15 protein-coding genes are annotated in these 17,412 nt (G+C 66.6%); 10 read left to right on the forward strand and 5 right to left on the reverse strand.

Annotated features, from left to right (window positions below; genetic code table 11):
* Window positions 1-360 precede the first annotated feature (360 nt).
* The 6 genes from AC5592_RS04040 (at window position 361) to AC5592_RS04065 (ending at window position 8,358) form a co-directional block, all read left to right on the forward strand.
* The gene (locus tag AC5592_RS04040) at window positions 361-1,467 is read left to right on the forward strand and encodes a LuxR C-terminal-related transcriptional regulator (protein WP_063063434.1); all 1,107 of its coding nucleotides are present in this window, start codon (window positions 361-363) and stop codon (window positions 1,465-1,467) included.
* A 153-nt stretch (window positions 1,468-1,620) separates the two neighbouring features.
* The gene (locus tag AC5592_RS04045; protein ID WP_063063435.1) at window positions 1,621-3,687 is read left to right on the forward strand and encodes a hydantoinase/oxoprolinase family protein; all 2,067 of its coding nucleotides are present in this window, start codon (window positions 1,621-1,623) and stop codon (window positions 3,685-3,687) included.
* A 6-nt stretch (window positions 3,688-3,693) separates the two neighbouring features.
* A complete protein-coding gene (locus AC5592_RS04050) occupies window positions 3,694-5,631 on the forward strand; it encodes a hydantoinase B/oxoprolinase family protein (protein ID WP_063063436.1) in 1,938 nt (645 codons plus the stop codon).
* A 13-nt stretch (window positions 5,632-5,644) separates the two neighbouring features.
* Entirely contained in the window at window positions 5,645-5,905 is a 261-nt protein-coding gene (locus AC5592_RS04055) for a hypothetical protein (protein WP_063063437.1), read from the forward strand.
* A 152-nt stretch (window positions 5,906-6,057) separates the two neighbouring features.
* Window positions 6,058-6,825 (forward strand): SDR family NAD(P)-dependent oxidoreductase, encoded by a 768-nt coding sequence (locus tag AC5592_RS04060; RefSeq protein ID WP_063063438.1) that lies wholly within the window; start codon window positions 6,058-6,060, stop codon window positions 6,823-6,825.
* A 69-nt stretch (window positions 6,826-6,894) separates the two neighbouring features.
* The gene (locus AC5592_RS04065; RefSeq protein WP_063063439.1) at window positions 6,895-8,358 is read left to right on the forward strand and encodes an aldehyde dehydrogenase family protein; all 1,464 of its coding nucleotides are present in this window, start codon (window positions 6,895-6,897) and stop codon (window positions 8,356-8,358) included.
* Window positions 8,359-8,440: 82 nt separating this feature from the next.
* Here AC5592_RS04065 and AC5592_RS04070 read toward each other — a convergent pair whose 3' ends face one another.
* From AC5592_RS04070 to AC5592_RS04080, 3 genes are all read right to left on the reverse strand, one after another.
* Window positions 8,441-9,358 carry an alpha/beta hydrolase family protein gene (locus AC5592_RS04070; protein WP_063063440.1) on the reverse strand — a complete coding sequence of 306 codons (918 nt, stop codon included), beginning with the start codon at window positions 9,356-9,358 and terminating at the stop codon, window positions 8,441-8,443.
* Window positions 9,359-9,545: 187 nt separating this feature from the next.
* Window positions 9,546-10,535 (reverse strand): alpha/beta hydrolase, encoded by a 990-nt coding sequence (locus AC5592_RS04075; RefSeq protein WP_198163747.1) that lies wholly within the window; start codon window positions 10,533-10,535, stop codon window positions 9,546-9,548.
* Between the two features lie 310 nt (window positions 10,536-10,845).
* Window positions 10,846-11,193 carry a carboxymuconolactone decarboxylase family protein gene (locus AC5592_RS04080; protein WP_063063441.1) on the reverse strand — a complete coding sequence of 116 codons (348 nt, stop codon included), beginning with the start codon at window positions 11,191-11,193 and terminating at the stop codon, window positions 10,846-10,848.
* A 299-nt stretch (window positions 11,194-11,492) separates the two neighbouring features.
* Here AC5592_RS04080 and AC5592_RS04085 point away from each other — a divergent pair, with 299 nt between their 5' ends.
* Window positions 11,493-13,025: an aldehyde dehydrogenase family protein gene (locus tag AC5592_RS04085; RefSeq protein WP_063063442.1), complete on the forward strand. Its 1,533-nt coding sequence runs from the start codon at window positions 11,493-11,495 to the stop codon at window positions 13,023-13,025.
* A gap of 84 nt (window positions 13,026-13,109) precedes the next feature.
* Window positions 13,110-13,946 carry a mycofactocin-coupled SDR family oxidoreductase gene (locus AC5592_RS04090; RefSeq protein WP_063063443.1) on the forward strand — a complete coding sequence of 279 codons (837 nt, stop codon included), beginning with the start codon at window positions 13,110-13,112 and terminating at the stop codon, window positions 13,944-13,946.
* A gap of 110 nt (window positions 13,947-14,056) precedes the next feature.
* Here the strand turns inward: AC5592_RS04090 and AC5592_RS04095 are convergent, their stop codons facing one another.
* A complete protein-coding gene (locus tag AC5592_RS04095) occupies window positions 14,057-14,428 on the reverse strand; it encodes a nuclear transport factor 2-like protein (RefSeq protein ID WP_063063444.1) in 372 nt (123 codons plus the stop codon).
* A gap of 219 nt (window positions 14,429-14,647) precedes the next feature.
* Between AC5592_RS04095 and AC5592_RS04100 the strand changes: the two genes are divergently transcribed.
* Window positions 14,648-15,175 carry a cupin domain-containing protein gene (locus AC5592_RS04100; protein WP_063063445.1) on the forward strand — a complete coding sequence of 176 codons (528 nt, stop codon included), beginning with the start codon at window positions 14,648-14,650 and terminating at the stop codon, window positions 15,173-15,175.
* A gap of 13 nt (window positions 15,176-15,188) precedes the next feature.
* A complete protein-coding gene (locus AC5592_RS04105) occupies window positions 15,189-16,079 on the forward strand; it encodes an SDR family NAD(P)-dependent oxidoreductase (RefSeq protein ID WP_063063446.1) in 891 nt (296 codons plus the stop codon).
* Window positions 16,080-16,203: 124 nt separating this feature from the next.
* Here the strand turns inward: AC5592_RS04105 and AC5592_RS04110 are convergent, their stop codons facing one another.
* Window positions 16,204-17,262, reverse strand: coding sequence for a lactonase family protein (locus AC5592_RS04110; RefSeq protein ID WP_198163748.1), 1,059 nt, complete (start codon window positions 17,260-17,262; stop codon window positions 16,204-16,206).
* Window positions 17,263-17,412 lie beyond the last annotated feature (150 nt).

Consider the following 17,412-nt stretch of genomic DNA (forward strand, 5'->3'; position numbering starts at 1 on the left):
GACGGGATACCGTCGTAACTCCCCGCCACATCGGGGGCACGCCCCCTCGACGAGCTCGCGCTCCAGGCGCGGCGCCTGGTCGTCCCGGTTCTGGCTCATCCGTTCAACTCCACTGTCGACTCGGTCACCGACGCTCGTGCGCCGTGGCACCGACGCTATGGGAGGTGAGACGCGCGTCACTATCCGTAAACCGCCGGTATTGATCCGGAAAACGAAGACGCTTACGCGGGGCCGGCCAGGTGAGGTGGCCGGCTCGAGCCCCACCGTGGCCCGGGGAGGCTCGAGCGCAGTATCCGATCACCTCCGATTCACCAGTGAGATATATTATATTTAAGTGAGGTAGATCACGGGAGTTCGCATATGGGCAGTTCATCGACGCACTGGAGTTCCGCCGAGTTCGCCGCGGCGGTGACCGAGGTCGCCTCCGCGGCCGGCGACCTACTCGACCGTGAACCGTTCGAGGCACCGCATATCGCGGGTGCCTCGCCGGACGCGTCCACCTTGAGCGACCTCTGGGACCTGGTGAGCTCCGAGGCACTGCGCGAGGCGGACGCCGGCGCCTGCACGCCGGGGAGGTTGACCGATTTGATCGGCCTGCTCGGCCGGATCCGCGAGGCGGAGGCGATACAGAATCAGGTGCGGTGGGACGACCGGACGCGCGCGCTGTCCAAGGTCCGGTCGGCACTCGCAGGCATCGGCGATGCCCGTTCGGTGGATGCGCTGCTCGCTCGCGCTCCGGAGGCGGCGTGCGGGCTCGGATTCGACCGCGCGCTGGTATCCACCGTCGACCGGACGTGGCGGCTGCACACGATGTGTGTCGTGCGCGAGCCCCGATGGGCGGAGGAGATCGTCGCGGTGGGCCGGGAGAACCCACCGGTGCTCGACCGCAGCCTGGTCGAGAACGACCCGGTGGTCGACGCGCGCGCCGTCCTGGTCTCCGAGGTTCAGGACAATCCCCGGGTCAATCGCCCGCTCGCCGAGATCACCAAATCGTCGTCCTACGGGATCGCACCGCTGCTGGTCGAGGGCGAGGTGGTCGGACTGGTCCACGGCGACTGCTATCACCAGCGGCGTGTGCTCACCGAGGTCGATCGGGTGGTGCTCTCGGCCTTCGCCGACGGCCTGAGCCAGCACCTGGCGAGAGTCACTGTGCTGGAAGGCCTCTCGTCCTTGCGATCGCAGATCGACGGACTGACCGGATGGCGCACCCCCGCGCCGGCGATCGCCGAATCCGTCGCCGTGAGCGTCGACGACAACCCGATCCTGACCCGCCGCGAGGTGCAGATCGTGCGCCTGATGGCGGCCGGTGATTCGAACGGCAGGATCGCCCGCCGGCTCACCATCTCCGAGGGCACCGTGAAAACCCACATCACGCGGATCCTGCGCAAGCTCGGTGCCGCCAACCGGGCCGAGGCCGTGTCGATCTGGCTGCGCAGCTCGGCGACCGGTTCCGTCGCGCGAGTCTGACGTCCCACCGCCCGGTTCGACCGAAGGTCGTACGAATCCCTTACCTGCGCCGGATGTAGGCGAGAGCCCGCCGCGAGACAGTGAGCTGCACCACAAAGCGGCGCCTGTTCCGGGTTCACGCCGCTGCAGCACACGGCAACTGGAGGCGCAGGTATGACGCAGAGTGAGCGGGTGGCCGACTGGATCGTCGGCATCGATGTAGGTGGCACCTTCACCGACATCATCGGCCTGAATCAGAGCACCGGAGAGATCCGCGACGGAAAGGTCCTGTCCACGCGCGAACAGGAGGTCGGGGTGCTCGACAGCATCGCGGCCATCGATATCGAGATCCCCGACATCGCCGAAATCGTGCACGGACACACCGTCGGCATCAACGCGCTGCTCAGCCGCACCGGGGCGCCGACCGGCCTGATCTCCACCCGCGGGCACAAGGATCTGCTCGACATCGGCCGCATGCACCGGGAATTCGGTGACCGCTTCTACGACCCGACCTGGGTACGCCCGCATCAGGAGCGCCCGATCGTGGCGCGCGAGTCGCGCTACGGCGTCGCCGAGCGGCTGCGCTACGACGGGTCGGTGCTGCTGGCGCTCGACGAGGACGCCGTCCGCGACGCCGCCCGCGAGCTCGCCGGCCGGGGCACCGAATCCGTCGCCGTCTGCCTGATGAATTCCTACACCAACCCCGAGCACGAGCGTCGCGCCGCCGAAATCGTCGCCGAGGAATTGCCGGACGCCTACATCCAGACCTCCGCGCTGTATCCGGTGACCAAGGAGCACGAGCGCACCACCACCGTTGCCCTGGACGCCTACGTCGGACCGGCTGTCGTCGGCTATCTGAATCGCCTGATGAACCGCCTGGCCGAGCGTGACTACCGCGGCACGCTGTGGATCATGATGATGAACGGCGGCGTCGCCACGTTCGCCGATGCCGGGAAAGCGCCTGTCTTCCAGCTGGTTTCGGGGCCGGTCGGTGGCGTCAGCGGCAGTGTGAAGTTGGCGAACGAGGGCAGCTCACCGAACCTGCTCACCATCGACGTGGGTGGCACCAGCACCGACGTGGCCGCGATCCGCCGGGGTAAGACCCCGCTCACCGACACCTGGACGCTGGAAACCGGGCTCACGCTGACCATGCCCCTGGTCGATGTGGAGAGCATCGGCTCGGGCGCGGGCAGCCTGATCCGGCCCAACGCCCTGGGCAATGTCGCAGTCGGACCGGCCTCGGCCGGCTCGAACCCCGGACCGGTGTGCTACCAGCGCGGCGGCACCGAACCCGCCCTGACCGACGCCTGCGCCGCGCTCGGGATTCTGCAACCGGACCTGTTCGCCAACGGCGCCATCCGCCTCGACGTCGACGCCTCGCTGGCGGCTCTCGCGCGAACCGGCGAGCAGTGGGGTATGTCGGCGATCGAACTCGCCTCCGCCGCATACGAAGTCGCGTGCCAGGACATCGCCGCGAAGGTTCGCACGATTTCGGTCTATCGCGGACTGGACATGCGCGAGTTCGCATTGCAGCCCTCCGGCTCGGCCGGGCCGATGCTCGCCGACCGGGTGGGACAGATCCTCGGTCTCGACAAGGTGATCGTTCCGTCGAGTCCCGGTCAGTTCTCGGCGCTGGGGTTGCTGCGCAGCGATCTGATGGTCACGCGGGCGCAGTCGATCATGACTGCGCTGGATCCGGCGAACGCCGACGCGATCGAGGCCGCCTTCACCGCACTGCAGGACCGCATTCGCGACGAACTGAAGAACCAGGGCGCCGATGTCGAACGCCTTCGCTTCGAGCGGGCCGTCTTCGCCATGTACCGCGGCCAGACCTGGGACAACCGGATGCCCATCCCCGACGGGGCGCTCACCGCTGAGGGCGTTGCCGCGCTCGTGCCCGCCTTCCACGAGTTCTATCGGGAGTCGTACGGATTCGCGGCGACGGAGATCCCGGTCGTGGTGTCGACGGTCGAGGTGACCGCCATCATCGCGCGCGAGAACCGCAAGCCCGAGGCGACGCCCGAGGACGGCGAATCCTTCCTGCGCACAACCCAACTCACCGTGCCGGGCACCACCGACCCCGTCGAGGTTCCCATCTATGTCCGCGAACGTCTCGGCCGCGACGAGAAGGTCCACGGACCCGCACTCGTCGCCGAGAAGTACGCGACGACGCTGGTGCTGCCCGGGCGGACCGCATCGCTGGACGACGACCTGAACCTGATCATCGAGCCGCAGAGCTGAGGAGCCATGACCATTTCCACCCCACCTGTCACCAGCCCCGAATCCACCGGACCCGCCGCCGATGTCGAACTCGACATCCTGCGCTACGGACTCACCGAAGTCGCGCGCGAAATGCTGGATTCGCTGATGCGCAGCGCCTTTTCGCCCGTCTGCCGCGACATTCTGGACTGCACGGTCGTCATCCACATGCGCACCGACGAGGGCTGGGAGGCGGCCGCGCTGTGGGAGGGCTGTATGCAGCACGCCTTCGTCGCACCGCACATCGCGAATTTCGTGATGGACGACTGGGATATCGACACCATGCAGCCCGGCGACGTCATCTTCACCAACGATCCCTGGCGCGGCTCGCTGCACCAGGCCGATGTGAATCTGTTCCGGCCCGTCTTCGTCGACGGCCGGGTCGAATTCCTGCTGCAGTCGACCTCGCATCTCGTGGATCTCGGCGGCCCGATCCCGGGCGGCTTCTCCAACGGCGCGCAGACTCACTTCGAGGAACAGCTGAAGCTGCCGCCGACCTTGCTCTTCGCGGGCGACGTGCCGGTGCGCCCGACCTTCAACTTCCTGCTGGAGAACAACAGGATTCCGCAGTTGGTGCTCGGTGATCTGCGTGCCCTGCACGGCTGCCTGGTCGTCGGCGAGCGTCAGCTGCACGATCTCATCGCACGCGGTGGGCTGGAACAGGTCCGTGCGGCCGGCCGGTACGCGATCGACGCCACCGAGGCGAGTATGCGGCGCGGTATAGCGAGCATCCCCGACGGCGACTACACCGCCGAGGACTTCCTCGATGAGGACGGCGTGACCGACGAGCCGATCCCGGTGAACGTCACCGTGAAGGTGCGCGGCGACCGCATGGAGATCGACTTCTCCGGTTCGGGCCGCCAGCCGCTGGGTAACTGCGGCACCGCCTGGTGCGAGGCGGGACGCTGCATCGAGGCGGTGAAGCTGATGGTCGATCCGTCGACACCGGTCAACAGCGGCACCCTGCGACCGATCGACGTCCTGCTGCCCGCGGGCAGTGTGGTGCAGGTGCTGCCACCGTCGAGTTGCTCGAGCCACGCCGACATCGGCCCGCGCGCGATCAACGTGGTATCGCAGGCGTTGAGCCAGGCGGTCGAGGAATCCTTCGCACCCGACACCGGGACCGCGCTCTACGTCGGCTTCAGCGGTATCGACAGCCGGGCGGGGCATGAGGGAACCCCCTGGGGCGCTTACGGTCTCGCCGGCGGCGGCTGGGGCGGTACGTGGAAGGAGGACGGCGTCTCGTTCTGCGTGGTGCCGATCGGCAACTGCCGCACCTCGGTGCAGGAACACGTCGAGATCGAGAGCCCGCTGGTCGTCGTCCAGCACGAGATCGTGATCGACACCGCCGGCGCGGGCGAGTTCCGTGGCGGACTCGGTTCGGTGTATTCCATTTACGCCGAATCCGACACGCTCGTCACCGTCGTCGCCGACCGGTTGCGCCGCGGCGCTCCCGGCTCGAAGGGCGGCGGCGCGGGCACCTCGGCCTACGGCTGGTACATCGCGAACTTCGATCTGAACACCCACGGCAACCCGCTCGATCTGCGCGGCGCCGAACCGCTGTTCGGCATGTTCGACGAGCAGGGCCGCCCCGATCCGAACAACGGCGAATTCGGCCGCGGCGCCCGCTACACGTCCGGCAAGTTCTCCAATCTGCTGTTGCAGGCCGGCGACGCGATTCGGTTCGTCATCGGCGGCGGTGGCGGCTGGGGTGATCCGCTCGCCCGCGACACCGGCCGCGTCGCCGCCGACGTGCGCGCCGGGCTCGTCAGCCCCGAATTCGCCTCCGCCGCGTACGGAGTCGTCATCACCGAGGGCGCCGTCGACGAGGCCGCCACCACGGCACGGCGCACGCATCTGGCCGCGGAACGCGAGCAGGAGCGCTGGCAGGTGCCGGTCGCCAACCCCACCACCTGGATCATCTGAGAGAGGCACACTCATGTCGGTCGATCGACTCCTGTTCCCCCGCCCGGAAACACCGCGCGTGTACGTCGAACGGACCCCCGTCGACGGAACCTGCCCGGAGTGCGGTGCGGCGAACCTCGCCCGCTACCCGGTGGCCAACTATCTCGGCCCCCGCATGGTCGTCAAGTGCCAGCAGTGCTTACACCAGATATCGGTGACTCGCCCGGAGCCCGAAGACCATTGGCCCGCGTGGCGGTCCCCCGCACACGACTGGCCCGCCTCCCGCGTCGGCTGAGACTCACCATCGGAATCGGCCGGCCGCGCAGCACCGATCACAGCTGCGCGGCCGGACCCCGGCCTCGATGAGCAGCAGCGCCCACCCCGACAGCGCCGGGCTACCTCGGACGTAATGCCCAGCGCGGCAACGCAATCGAAAGGAATTCTGAAATGCCTGAGCTGTTGCTCGACGGCAAGGTCGTACTCATCACCGGCGCGGCCGGCGGAATCGGACGGGCCACGGCCCTGCTCGCCGCCCGCGAAGGCGCGCGACTGGCGCTGACCGATGTGTCCACGGACGGACTGAAGGCCGCGGCCGAGCAGGTGCGCGCGAACGGCGGCGAGGCGGTCGCCCTTCCCGCCGATCTGACCGACGGCGGCTCCGTGGACGCGATGGTCGCCGCCGCCGTCGACCACTACGGACGCCTCGACGGCGCCTTCAACAACGCCGGTGTCAGCGGCGGCCAGATCGGCCAGGGCGGGCGCCGCGTGGGCGAATGGGACGAGAAGGCCTTCGACCAGGCCATCGCCGTGAACCTCAAGGGCGTGTGGCTGTGCCTGCGCGCCGAGCTGAAGCAGATGGAGGCTCAGGGCGGCGGCGCGATCGTGAACACCGCGTCGCTGGCGGGCCTGACCGGATTCAAGACGACCGCGGGATATTCGGCGGCCAAACACGGCGTGATCGGCCTGACGAAGACCGCCGCGATCGAGTACGCGCCCACCGTCCGTATCAACGCGGTGTGCCCGGGCTATACGGACACCGATCTGATGAAGGACGCCAAGGCGCGCAGCGGTGACACGATCATGGCGCGCATTCCCTTCGCGCGGCTGGCGCAGCCGGGGGATATCGCCGAGATGGCGGTGTGGCTGCTGTCCGAGCGGGCCGGCTATGCGACCGGCGGCGAGTTCGTCGTCGACGGCGGTTACATGGCCGGATAAGCGAGACACAGCACAATATATTTCATACGTCTCGGTGTTTCCGGGATTTCCGACCGAAGGAATGGTGTCATGACTACGCTCACCGCCGAGGCGGCTAGCTATATCGACGGACGCTGGACGACCGGCGACGGCGAACCGATCGTCTCCATCAATCCGAGTACCGGCCGGCAGATCGCGGTGACGCCCTCAACCGGTCCGGCGCAGGTCGCGGCAGCGGTATCCGCGGCGCGGCGCGCCTTCGACGGCGGCGAATGGAGTCGCCTCTCCCCCGCCGACCGCGGCCGGCTGCTGCACCGCTTCACCGATCTGCTCGAAGAACGCCGGGACGCCATCGTGGCGCTGGCCGCCACCGAAATCGGCACCCCGGTCAGCAGCGCACCCACGCTGCACGTGGATCTACCGGCCAAGTTCTTCCGCTGGTTCGCCGACGCCGCGGCGCGAGGACCGCGCGACGGATACGAACAGCCCCTCCCCCTGGACCACGACCCGATCACCTCCAGCAGCATGCTGGTGCGCGAACCCGTGGGAGTGGTCGCCGCCATCGTCGCCTACAACGTGCCGGTCATGATGAGCGCGTACAAGCTTGGGGCGGCACTGGCGGCGGGCTGCTCGACGGTGCTGGTCACCTCGCCGCGCGCGATCCTGCTGACTTCGGCGATCGTGCGGCTTTTCGAGGAGGCCGGATTCCCTTCCGGCGCAGTGAATCTGGTTTTCGGCCCGCCGGGAACCACGGCGCTGGTGGTGGAGGCGCCCGAGGTCGACATGGTGAGCTTCACCGGCTCGGCCGCGGTGGGCAGCAAGATTCTGGCCCTGGCGGCGCCGACGTTGAAGAAGGTCGTGCTGGAACTCGGCGGCAAGTCACCCAATATCGTGCTGCCGGGGACGGATCTGGAGCGGGCGGTGCCGGCTTCGGCGCTGCGGTTCACGCGCAACAGTGGCCAAGCCTGCGGTGCCACCACACGAACCCTGGTGCCGCAGGCCGACTTCGACGAATACGTCGAGCGGTCGGCGACCTTCCTCCGAGGTCTCACCATCGGTGACCCGCTGTCGCCCGACACCGTCCTGGGGCCGTTGATCACCGGCGAGCATCGCGCCAAGGTCGAAGGGTTCCTGGCCCGGGCGCGGGACGCGGGCGCGCGACTGCCGGTCGGCGGTGGCCGCCCACCGGGGCTGGACGAGGGCTTCTTCCTGGAGGCGACGCTGGTGACCCATGTCCCCAACGACTCCGAGATCGCGCAGGAGGAACTGTTCGCGCCGGTCGGTGTGGTGATGCCCTACACCGACCTCGACGACGCCGTGCGCATGGCCAACGACGCGAAATACGCGCTCAACGCCAATGTCTGGGGACCCACGGCCGATGCCGTCGCCTTCGGCCGCCGGCTGCGTTCGGGCACGGTCACCATCAACGGCGGTGGCGGAATGCGAGCCGACGCCCCGTGGGGCGGCCCCGGTCACAGCGGGATCGGCCGCGAAGGCGGCGAAGAGGGGCTGCGCGAGTTCTTCGAGATCAAACACATACAGTGGCCGTTGTAGCAGGTTCGAGTAGCGAGAAGGGCGCGTCGACCGGCAGTCGGCGCGCCTTTCGCTCGCTGCACCTGCGCCTACCGCGAGACACTCACTGCAGATGCTTGTCGAACCATTCGATCGCGACTTCGGGGTGCTCGCCGAAATAGTTGTACCCGCGGAAGCGCTGGTCGGTTCCGCGGATCCAATGCAGGTCCTTGTCCTGCACCTGCAACGCGTCGTAGATCGATTGCACATCCTCGGGCCGGGTCATGGTGTCGTCGTGGACCTGCGCGACGAGCGTCGGTACGGTCACCGCCTTCACGTATTCGACGGGGGACTGCTCATCGAGATGGAACCCGGTCCGCTCGTGCACGGCCTTGTCGAATTTCTCGAACCCGTCGGACATGCCGATGCCCTTGACGAATTCCTCCACCACCGGCCGGGCGGAGACCGGTTGTAGCATAATCATGGCCTTGATCTCGGCGAACTCCTCGGGATGCTTCGACCACGCCACCGCCGTGGAGTCGGCGCCCAAGCACACCGACAGCAGCGCCTTCGTCATGCTGCGAGTGTCGGGCCGCGCGGCTGCGTACCGGATCGAGCCGATGACGTCCTTGTATTCGAGCAGCCCGATCCCGGTGATTCCGCCGTTGCCCTGCGTGCTGAGTCCGTGGTTGCGGATGTCGTAGCACAAGATGTTGTAGCCCGCGTCGTGCAATGCCCTGTATTCGGGCAGGAAACTCACCTCGAATCCGCCCAAGCCACCGAACTCGGGCAGATGCCCGGGGTATCCGTAGCGGCACCCGGGCAGGAAATGATTGTGGATGATCAGCCGGTCGGAATCGGCCGGGATGAACCAGCCCTCGAGCGGCAGCCCGTCCATCGACGGGAAGGTCACATCTTCGTAGTCCAAACCGACCTCGTCGGGGCGACGCAGTACCGGTGCGCGCCGCCCTCCGGTGGTGCCGGTGGTCCACAGCTGGACGAAATTGTCGAACGCTTCCTGCACCTGATCAGTGTCTGCCATGGTCGTTCACTCCTTCGGGTCCGCGTCGGTACCGACGTGATCCGGCTACCTCCTCACCTGGCGAGCAAACCGGACGGCACCCAGAAAAACCGACTTTTATATATGCTGCTCAATATTTTCAGGTGGTACCACTCGGCCGCCCAGAGGCCGTGGCAGAGATCCGTGTGGCACTCGAAATTCCTGTCGCTCAAACATGTTCGGCCAGGAACGGGAACACCCGGTCCAGGATCTGGGTGACGGCCTCTTTGTTGTCGTAGAGGTCGTAGTGGGTTCCCCCCGCGATCTCGACCAGCTCCTTGTCCCGGGAGGCGGCGCGACGGTAGATCTCACGGCCATCGCGATAGGCGCCGAAGGACCCGGGCACGTCGCCGATGGCTACCAGCAGTGGCTGGGTCAGCAGCTTTTCCGCGCGCGTGAAGGCATCCCAGCCGACCGCCGTGGACTGGTGGGAGAACAGCGCCCGGGTGCAACCGTTGGGTTGTTCGCCGCGGGGAGTGCGGTAGTACAGGGTGGCCTCGTACAGGTCGACCTCGGTCGCACCGGATTTTTCGGCCTCGTCGGGTGAGACGGGGAGGTAATTGTCGACCCTCCGCTCTTCACCGCGAGCCTCGGCGGTCCGCTGCGCGGCGATCTGCTCGAGCGCTGCCACCGGATCGAACTGCGAGAAATCCTCGTTCATCAAACGCCCGAAGTTGACTCCGGTGACGCTCACGACCGCCTTGAAGCGCTTTTCGATCATCGCCGAACTGATGCAGTACCCACCGCTGCCGCACACACCGAGCACGGCGATGCGGTCCGCGTCGACGAAATCTCGGGTGACGAGGTAGTCCACCACGTGGCTGAAATCGGCCACCCGCTGGGTCGGATTCTCGATGAAACGCGGCTGTCCACCGGATTCACCTTGGAAGCTGGCATCAAACGCGATCGCGACGTAGCCCTCCTTCGCCAGCGCCGCACCGTAGACACTGCCGGCGGTCTGCTCCTTGCAGCTGCCGATCGGGTGGCCGCACACCACCGCCGGATACTTCTTGCTCTCGTCGAACCCGGGCGGAAGCAAGAGATTCGCGGCGATATCCCACGCCGGCGCCGATACCCGCACGCTACGGATCTCCCCGTCGTAGCCGGGATCGTAGGTTTCGACGTGGCGGTTGCTTCCGGTCTTCTTGCTCTCGGTCATCCCATCACCCTTCGTCGCTGTGCACTGTCATTGCCTCAACGTAGGCCCGGACGATTCAGCCAGACAGAGGCTGTCCCTACCCCCTTTGCACGGAAAGGCCGAAATAGTTACATATCGTGCATAATGTTGTATATCTTCCGACGATGTCGTCGCTCTGTACCGAGGCGATGGCATCTCGCGACGGCATCGGCCCGCGCACCTGCCGTTCGCTCAGGTCGACCGCGCGGACAGGAGTGTCGATGCCCGAGCGGGGCAGACATACGGTGGCGCGGCTCGTTGACGTGCTCGAAGCCTTCGAGGGTCGAGTCGGTCACCCCGCACCTCCGTCTTCGTCGATCCTCCGCTCCTCGAGCACGGCGCGCAGCGTGCTGATCGCGGCCGATGCGGCCGGCCAGCCCGCATAGAACGCCAGGTGGGTAATCGCTTCGGCCAGCTGGGCGGAAGTCAGCCCGTTGTCCAGCGCCCTGGCAAGGTGGTAGTGCAGCTGCGTCGGGCGGCTCTGCGTGACGAGTGACGCGATCGTGAGCAAGCTGCGGTCGCGCGGCGACATCTCGGAGCGGGCCCAGACGTCCCCGAACAGGACATCGTCCGTGAGTTCGACAAGCTTGGGGGCGAGTGCTCCGATGATCTGCTGCGCCCGCGTTGGTTCGTCGACCAATGAGGGAACCCTTCGAATCGGTTGTGCGGGAATGTCTTATGTCCCGTAGACGCCGCGGCGGCCGGACGCCGGCGAACACCGACCCCAAGCCCGTCCACCACCGCAAATCGAAAATATAATGCGTTGAATGGCGCGTCAACCCGGAAGGCAGGCGCACTTTTCGATTCTCGCCTACCGAGAGCCCGTCTTTTCCCCGCTGTGTGATTGGGCTCTCATCTACCCATCGACAGCGACGGGCCGCGGTTCGCCGACTCACCCCGATGCCGTCAGCAAGGCTGGATCGAGAACGGAGGCATCAGATGCCCGCTAGCTCCCCCGCGGTTTCGCAGAGCGGAATTCCGCACTACCGGATGTTCATCGGCGGTGAATGGGTTGACACGACGACCGCACTCGACGTGGTCAACCCAGCGACCGAACGCGCCGACTCCACCGTGGCCGTCGCCGAGCGGGAACACCTCGACGCAGCCGTCACCGCGGCACAGGCCGCGTTCGACGAGGGCACGTGGCGGCACACCCCACCGGCCGAGCGAGCAGCCGTATTCGACCGCGCCGCAGCGATTCTCGCCGATCGCATGGACGAACTCGCCACGAAGAGCGTGCTGGAGACCGGGATGCCCATCCGCACGGCCACCGCTCTGGGTGTCGGCTTCCCGATGACGCACCTGTCCTATTACGCCGACCTGACGCGTAAATTCGAGTCGGTCCGGCCTGCGCTGTCCTCCGGTCCGGTCCTGCACGCCGGCACGATTCACAAAGAACCCATAGGTGTGTGCGCGGGCATCACGCCGTGGAATTTTCCGGCGAGCACCGCGGTCTGGAAGTCGGTGCCGGCCATGGCCGTCGGCAACAGCGTCGTACTGAAAGTCGACGAGAAGACTCCCGGCTTCGCACTCGAACTCGCGGCCATCCTCCGCGACGCCGGCCTGCCCGCCGGAGTGTTCAATGTCGTTGTCGGAGACGGTGCCGCCGGCGAACACCTGGTCGGCCATCCACTCGTTCGCCTGATCTCGTTCACCGGGTCCACCGCGACCGGTCGCCGGGTGATGGCCGAAGCATCCCGCTCGATCAAACGGGTGCTGCTCGAGTTGGGCGGCAAAGGCCCGAACATCGTGCTCGACGACGCCGACATCGATCTGGCCGTCGCCGGATCGATCTACGCGTTCGCCCTGCATGCCGGTCAGGCGTGCGAATCGGGATCGCGTCTGCTGCTGCCCTCGGCGCTGCACGACGACTTCGTCGAACGGCTGACCACCCGGGTGAAGACGATGCGGATCGGCGACCCACTCGACCCCACTACCGATCTCGGCCCGGTGATGAACAAGGCACAGCACGAACGCATCCTGGGCTACATCGACATCGGCAAGGCCGAAGGCGCACAACTCGTTCATGGCGGAGGCGTACCGTCCGGTGCCGGTTTCGACCGCGGATTCTGGGTCGAACCGACCATTTTCACCGGCGTCACCAACGACATGCGCATCGCCCGCGAGGAGATATTCGGTCCCGTCCTGTCCGTGATCTCCTACGACTCGGTGGACGAGGCGATCGAGATCGCCAACGACAGCGATTACGGGCTCGCGGCAGGCGTGTGGAGCTCCGACAACACGCGAGCACTGGACGTCGCGGCGCGGTTGCAGACCGGTTCGGTGTGGATCAACGACTGGCACAACATGTCTCAGCATCTGCCGTTCGGCGGGTACAAGCAGAGCGGCATCGGCCGCGAACTGGGACCCGATGCGCTGGAGGAATTCACCCAGGCCAAATCGATCACTGTCGACATGTCCGGCGAACTGAGCAGACGAGCCTACGGGCTCGTCCTCGGCAACGGCCGGTAGTTCCCGCGTCACCGAAACAGTCACGCGCACAACTATTTCCCCGCTCGCCAGGCTACGCGTGGGGTACTGGAAAGGATCAACCACATGGGAAAGCTCGACGGCAAGGTCGCCTTCATCACCGGCGCCGCTCGCGGTCAGGGCCGCGCCGAAGCTCTGCGACTCGCGGCCGACGGCGCCGACATCATCGGCATCGATATCTGCGGGCCGGTCGCGACGAATGTCGCCGATGCCTCCACCTCCGCCGACCTCGAGACCACCGCCCTCGCGGTCGAGGAACTCGGCCGCACCATGATCGCCACGAAGGCCGATGTGCGAGACTTCGCCGGCCTCAAGGAAGCACTCGACGACGGCGTCCGCCAACTCGGCCGCCTCGATATCGTCGTGGCGAACGCGGGTATGTGGAACTACGGCCTCACCGAGGAGATCACCGAACAGATGTGGGACGTCGTCCACGACGTCAATCTGAAGGGGGCATGGCACACCGCCAAGGCCGCGATCCCCATCTTGAAACAGCAGAACGAGGGCGGCTCGATGATCTTCACGACCTCGTCGATGGCGACCATCGGAGCGCCGAACATGTCACCGTACTGCTCGGCGAAACACGGCGTCGCCGGTCTGGTCAAGACGACAGCCATGGAGCTGGCCCCCTACCGCGTTCGCGTCAACAGCGTGGCGCCGACAACGGTGAACACCAAGCTGATTCACAATCAGCCGACCTATGCGCTGTTCGCCCCCGATCTCGCCGAGGACCAGCTCACCCTGAAGAATGTCGAACCCCGATTCGCGACCATCCCCCTGCTCGACCTGGCGTGGGTCGAACCCGAGGACATCGCCGGCGCCGTGGCCTACCTGGCCTCCGATGACGCGCGTTACGTGACGGGACTGGACTTGCGCGTCGACGCCGGCCAGATCCTCAACTGACATTCACTTCGTGCGGACGAGCCGGCTGTCGAGCGCGGCTGTCGTCGCATACCGGAAAAGCGCGCCGACCGGAATACGGTCGGCGCGCTTTCGGTTGGCGCACCGGGCTTCTACGGCTGGACGCCCATCTCGGGGCCGATGTACTCACGCACCCGCGCGGCCTTTCCGTCGCGCACCTCGACGAGCTGGATCAGATGCAGCTTCATCACCTGGCCGCTGATCTGCACCTCGGTCGTGGCCTCGTTGAAGAAGCCCTTCTCGGTGAAGGTGACGCCCTGGGCCTGAAAATCGGGCACGCCGGTGTCACCGGAACGCTCGTAGACGGCGGCGACAGCCTCTGCCACCGACACCCATTTGTCGTCGGCGCTGTGCCACACCTGGCAGTCCGGGGTGCTGATCTCCAAGAACAGGTCGATGTTCTTCAACGCCTTGACCCAGTTCTCCGCGAGGTCGATGGTCGCCTGGTCTGGTGTGGTGCTCATCGGTAGTCGGTGCCTTCCTATCGGGTGGTGCAGGTGGCCTGCGTCACCATGATGTCCCGATGCCAAGGCGTCGAGTGTGCAGATATTTGGACACTTCGCAGGCGCTTCGCGACCGATGATCGAGACCGATCAGCCCCGGCTACGGTCCTTGTCTAGACTATTTAATATATAGTATTTTGTGATTGACGGCACAGACTCGGCTTCCGGGAAAGGAACTTCATGAGTGGCGAACATCTGAACAGGACAGCCCGGCGCGTGATCGCCGGGCTGGACGCGGACGGCAGGTCGACCGTCGTCACGGACGAGGACACGGCCACCCGGGTGGCACTTCCGGCGTTCACGGTCAACGACGTCTGGCGGGCCGATTCGCTGCCGGGCCGGTACCAGGACGACGACACGTTGAAGCCCGAGGTGGAACTCGATCCGCCGGCACACGGCCTGGTGGTCCGGCTGGCCACCTTCCCGCCCGACAGCGAGATCGATCCCGCGGTATACGCGGAGTCGATCGGCAATCTGCACGGCGAAGACGCCAATGCCGAGAGCGACGGCATCGTCGGACTGCACGCGACCGAGACCATCGATATCGCCACGATCCTCGACGGCGAGATCTACGCGCTCTACGAAACCGGCGAAACCCTGCTGCGGCCGGGCGACACGGTGATCAACCGCGGAATCAAACACGCCTGGAGCAACCGCACCGACAAACCCGTGACGATGGTCGCGGTCATGCTTCCGGCGAAGGACTGAAGGAGAAAAGTTCATGTTGTCATTCGACGGACGCGTCGCCATTGTCACCGGCTCGGGGCGCGGCCTCGGGGCGTCGCACGCCAAATTCCTGGCATCGCGGGGCGCGGCGGTGGTGATCAACGATCTGGGCGGTTCCGCGCAGGGCACCGGTGCCGACACGACTCCGGCCGAGGACGTGGTGGCCGAGATCGTGGCCGCCGGCGGGCGCGCGGTGGCGAACTTCGATTCGGTCACCGAGAACCCGGAAGGCATCGTGCAGGCCGCGATCGACGCGTTCGGCCGCCTCGACATCCTGGTCAACAACGCCGGAATCAACCAGGTGCACGCCTTCGGACCCGAGATCCTGCCGTCGATCCGCCGGCACATGGAGGTGCACTTCTTCGGCACCGCCGGAGTCACCGCCGCGGCCTGGCCGCATCTGATCGAGAGCGGTTCCGGCCGCATCGTGAACACCACCTCCCCCACCCTGATCGGCTTCCCGCAGCAGACGCCCTACGTCTCCGCGAAGGGCGCGATCTTCGCCTTCACCCGAACCCTCGGCCTGGAGGCTGCGGAGGTCGGCATCAAGGTCAACGCGATCGCTCCGACCGCGGCGACCCGGATGTCCGACGAGGCCGACATCTCGGAGGAGTTCAAGCAGTTCATGCGCGACAATCTGCCGACCTCCCTGGTCAGCCCGGTGGTGGCGTACCTGGCTCACCAGGACTGCGCGATCAACGGTGAGGTGATCCAAGCCCAGGGCGGCGAGGTGCAGCGGCTGGTGCTCGGCTTCAACACCGGATTCACGAGCAAGGAGCTGACACCGGAGCTCGTGCAGCAGCACCTCGACGAGATCCTCGATCCCGCAACGCATGTGCCGTTCAAGCAGATCGACGAGCAGGACCTCAGCGCAGTCGGCAAGTAGGAACGCCGCAGCGCTGCAGAGGTGACAGGCGTCGGCTGTCGCCCGACGAAAAGCGTGCCGGCCGGGGATCGCCCAGCCGGCACGCTTTTCCCTTGCCCCACTTACGCTTACCGTCCTCGACCGGCTACGGCGTCATCGCGACGACCGGACCGTCGGACATCACGACCCCGGTATCGAGCGATGGTTGACCCGACGGCACGAGACCGCCATCGGGTCCGATCAGGTACGAATGCACCATTGTCGTCCCGTGCGCGGTCAGCACATCCGCGAGATACAAGTGGCGTCCATCGGGATGCACCGCCACCTGACCGGGCATCGTCGCCGCCGGAGCGGCATACGGTGAGCCAGGCAGCGGAGTAAGGCCGCCGTCGGAGTGCACGTCGAATCCGGCAATGGACCCGCCCACGGCATTGGGCACGTAGAGGTGCCGGCCATCCGCGGTGACCAGCGCGCCGTGCGGCACCCCGCCGGTCGGATACGGCGATCCCGGGGTGGGGATCAAACCGCCGTCGGCGCCGATCGCGAATCCGGACAGGTCGGTGCCGAACTCATTGCTCGAGTAGAGATACCGGCCATCGGGCGTGTAGCCGGGGCGAACCGGACCGAGTTCGACGGGTGTCGAGCCGAGCGGCAAGAGGATGCCGCCCGGGCCGATAGCGAAGCTGGACAACGTATTTCCGATATAGGTGGCCACCCGCAGATAGCGTCCGCTCGGATCGACACTGGCCATTCCCACCGCACTGACGCCGTCCACCGCCACCGGCGGCGCACCGGTCGGACTCAGCGCACCCGACGGCGCGACAGCGAACGACACCACATGGCCCGGCACGCCACCGACCACGACGAACAGATGAGACCCGTCCGGCGTCAGCTGCGCGGCGGTGGGCGGACCGTCGAGTGCGATACGCGCGCCCGGAATCTCGCGCAGCGCGCCATTGTCGTCCAGCCGGTAACCGCTGACCGCCTGGTCACCGACGTGCGGAACATAGACGGTGCGCCCGTCGGGCGCGACGACCACGGACAGAATGCCGAAACCCGTCGCGAACGGGCTGCCTGCAACCGCCGACAAAGCGCCGTCCTCCTCCACCCGCACCACGCCGATCCCCATCGACGCTGTCCCCCCGACGATGAGGAACCGAGGATGGGCCGCGGGCATGGCCGACACGTTCGGAACCGGAGCCACGACCGCGACGATCGCGGTGAACACCGCCGTCGTAACAGTTTTTGCGACGCTGCGCAACACACCACTGCGGCGCGACGATCCCACTTGTCTCGGCGGTGTCGTCGCCGCTGACCACGGTCGGATGTTGTGCTTTTCTCCGACCGCAGATAT

The organism is Nocardia violaceofusca NBRC 14427, assembly GCF_963869435.1.
In the GTDB taxonomy this organism is placed as follows: domain Bacteria; phylum Actinomycetota; class Actinomycetes; order Mycobacteriales; family Mycobacteriaceae; genus Nocardia; species Nocardia aobensis.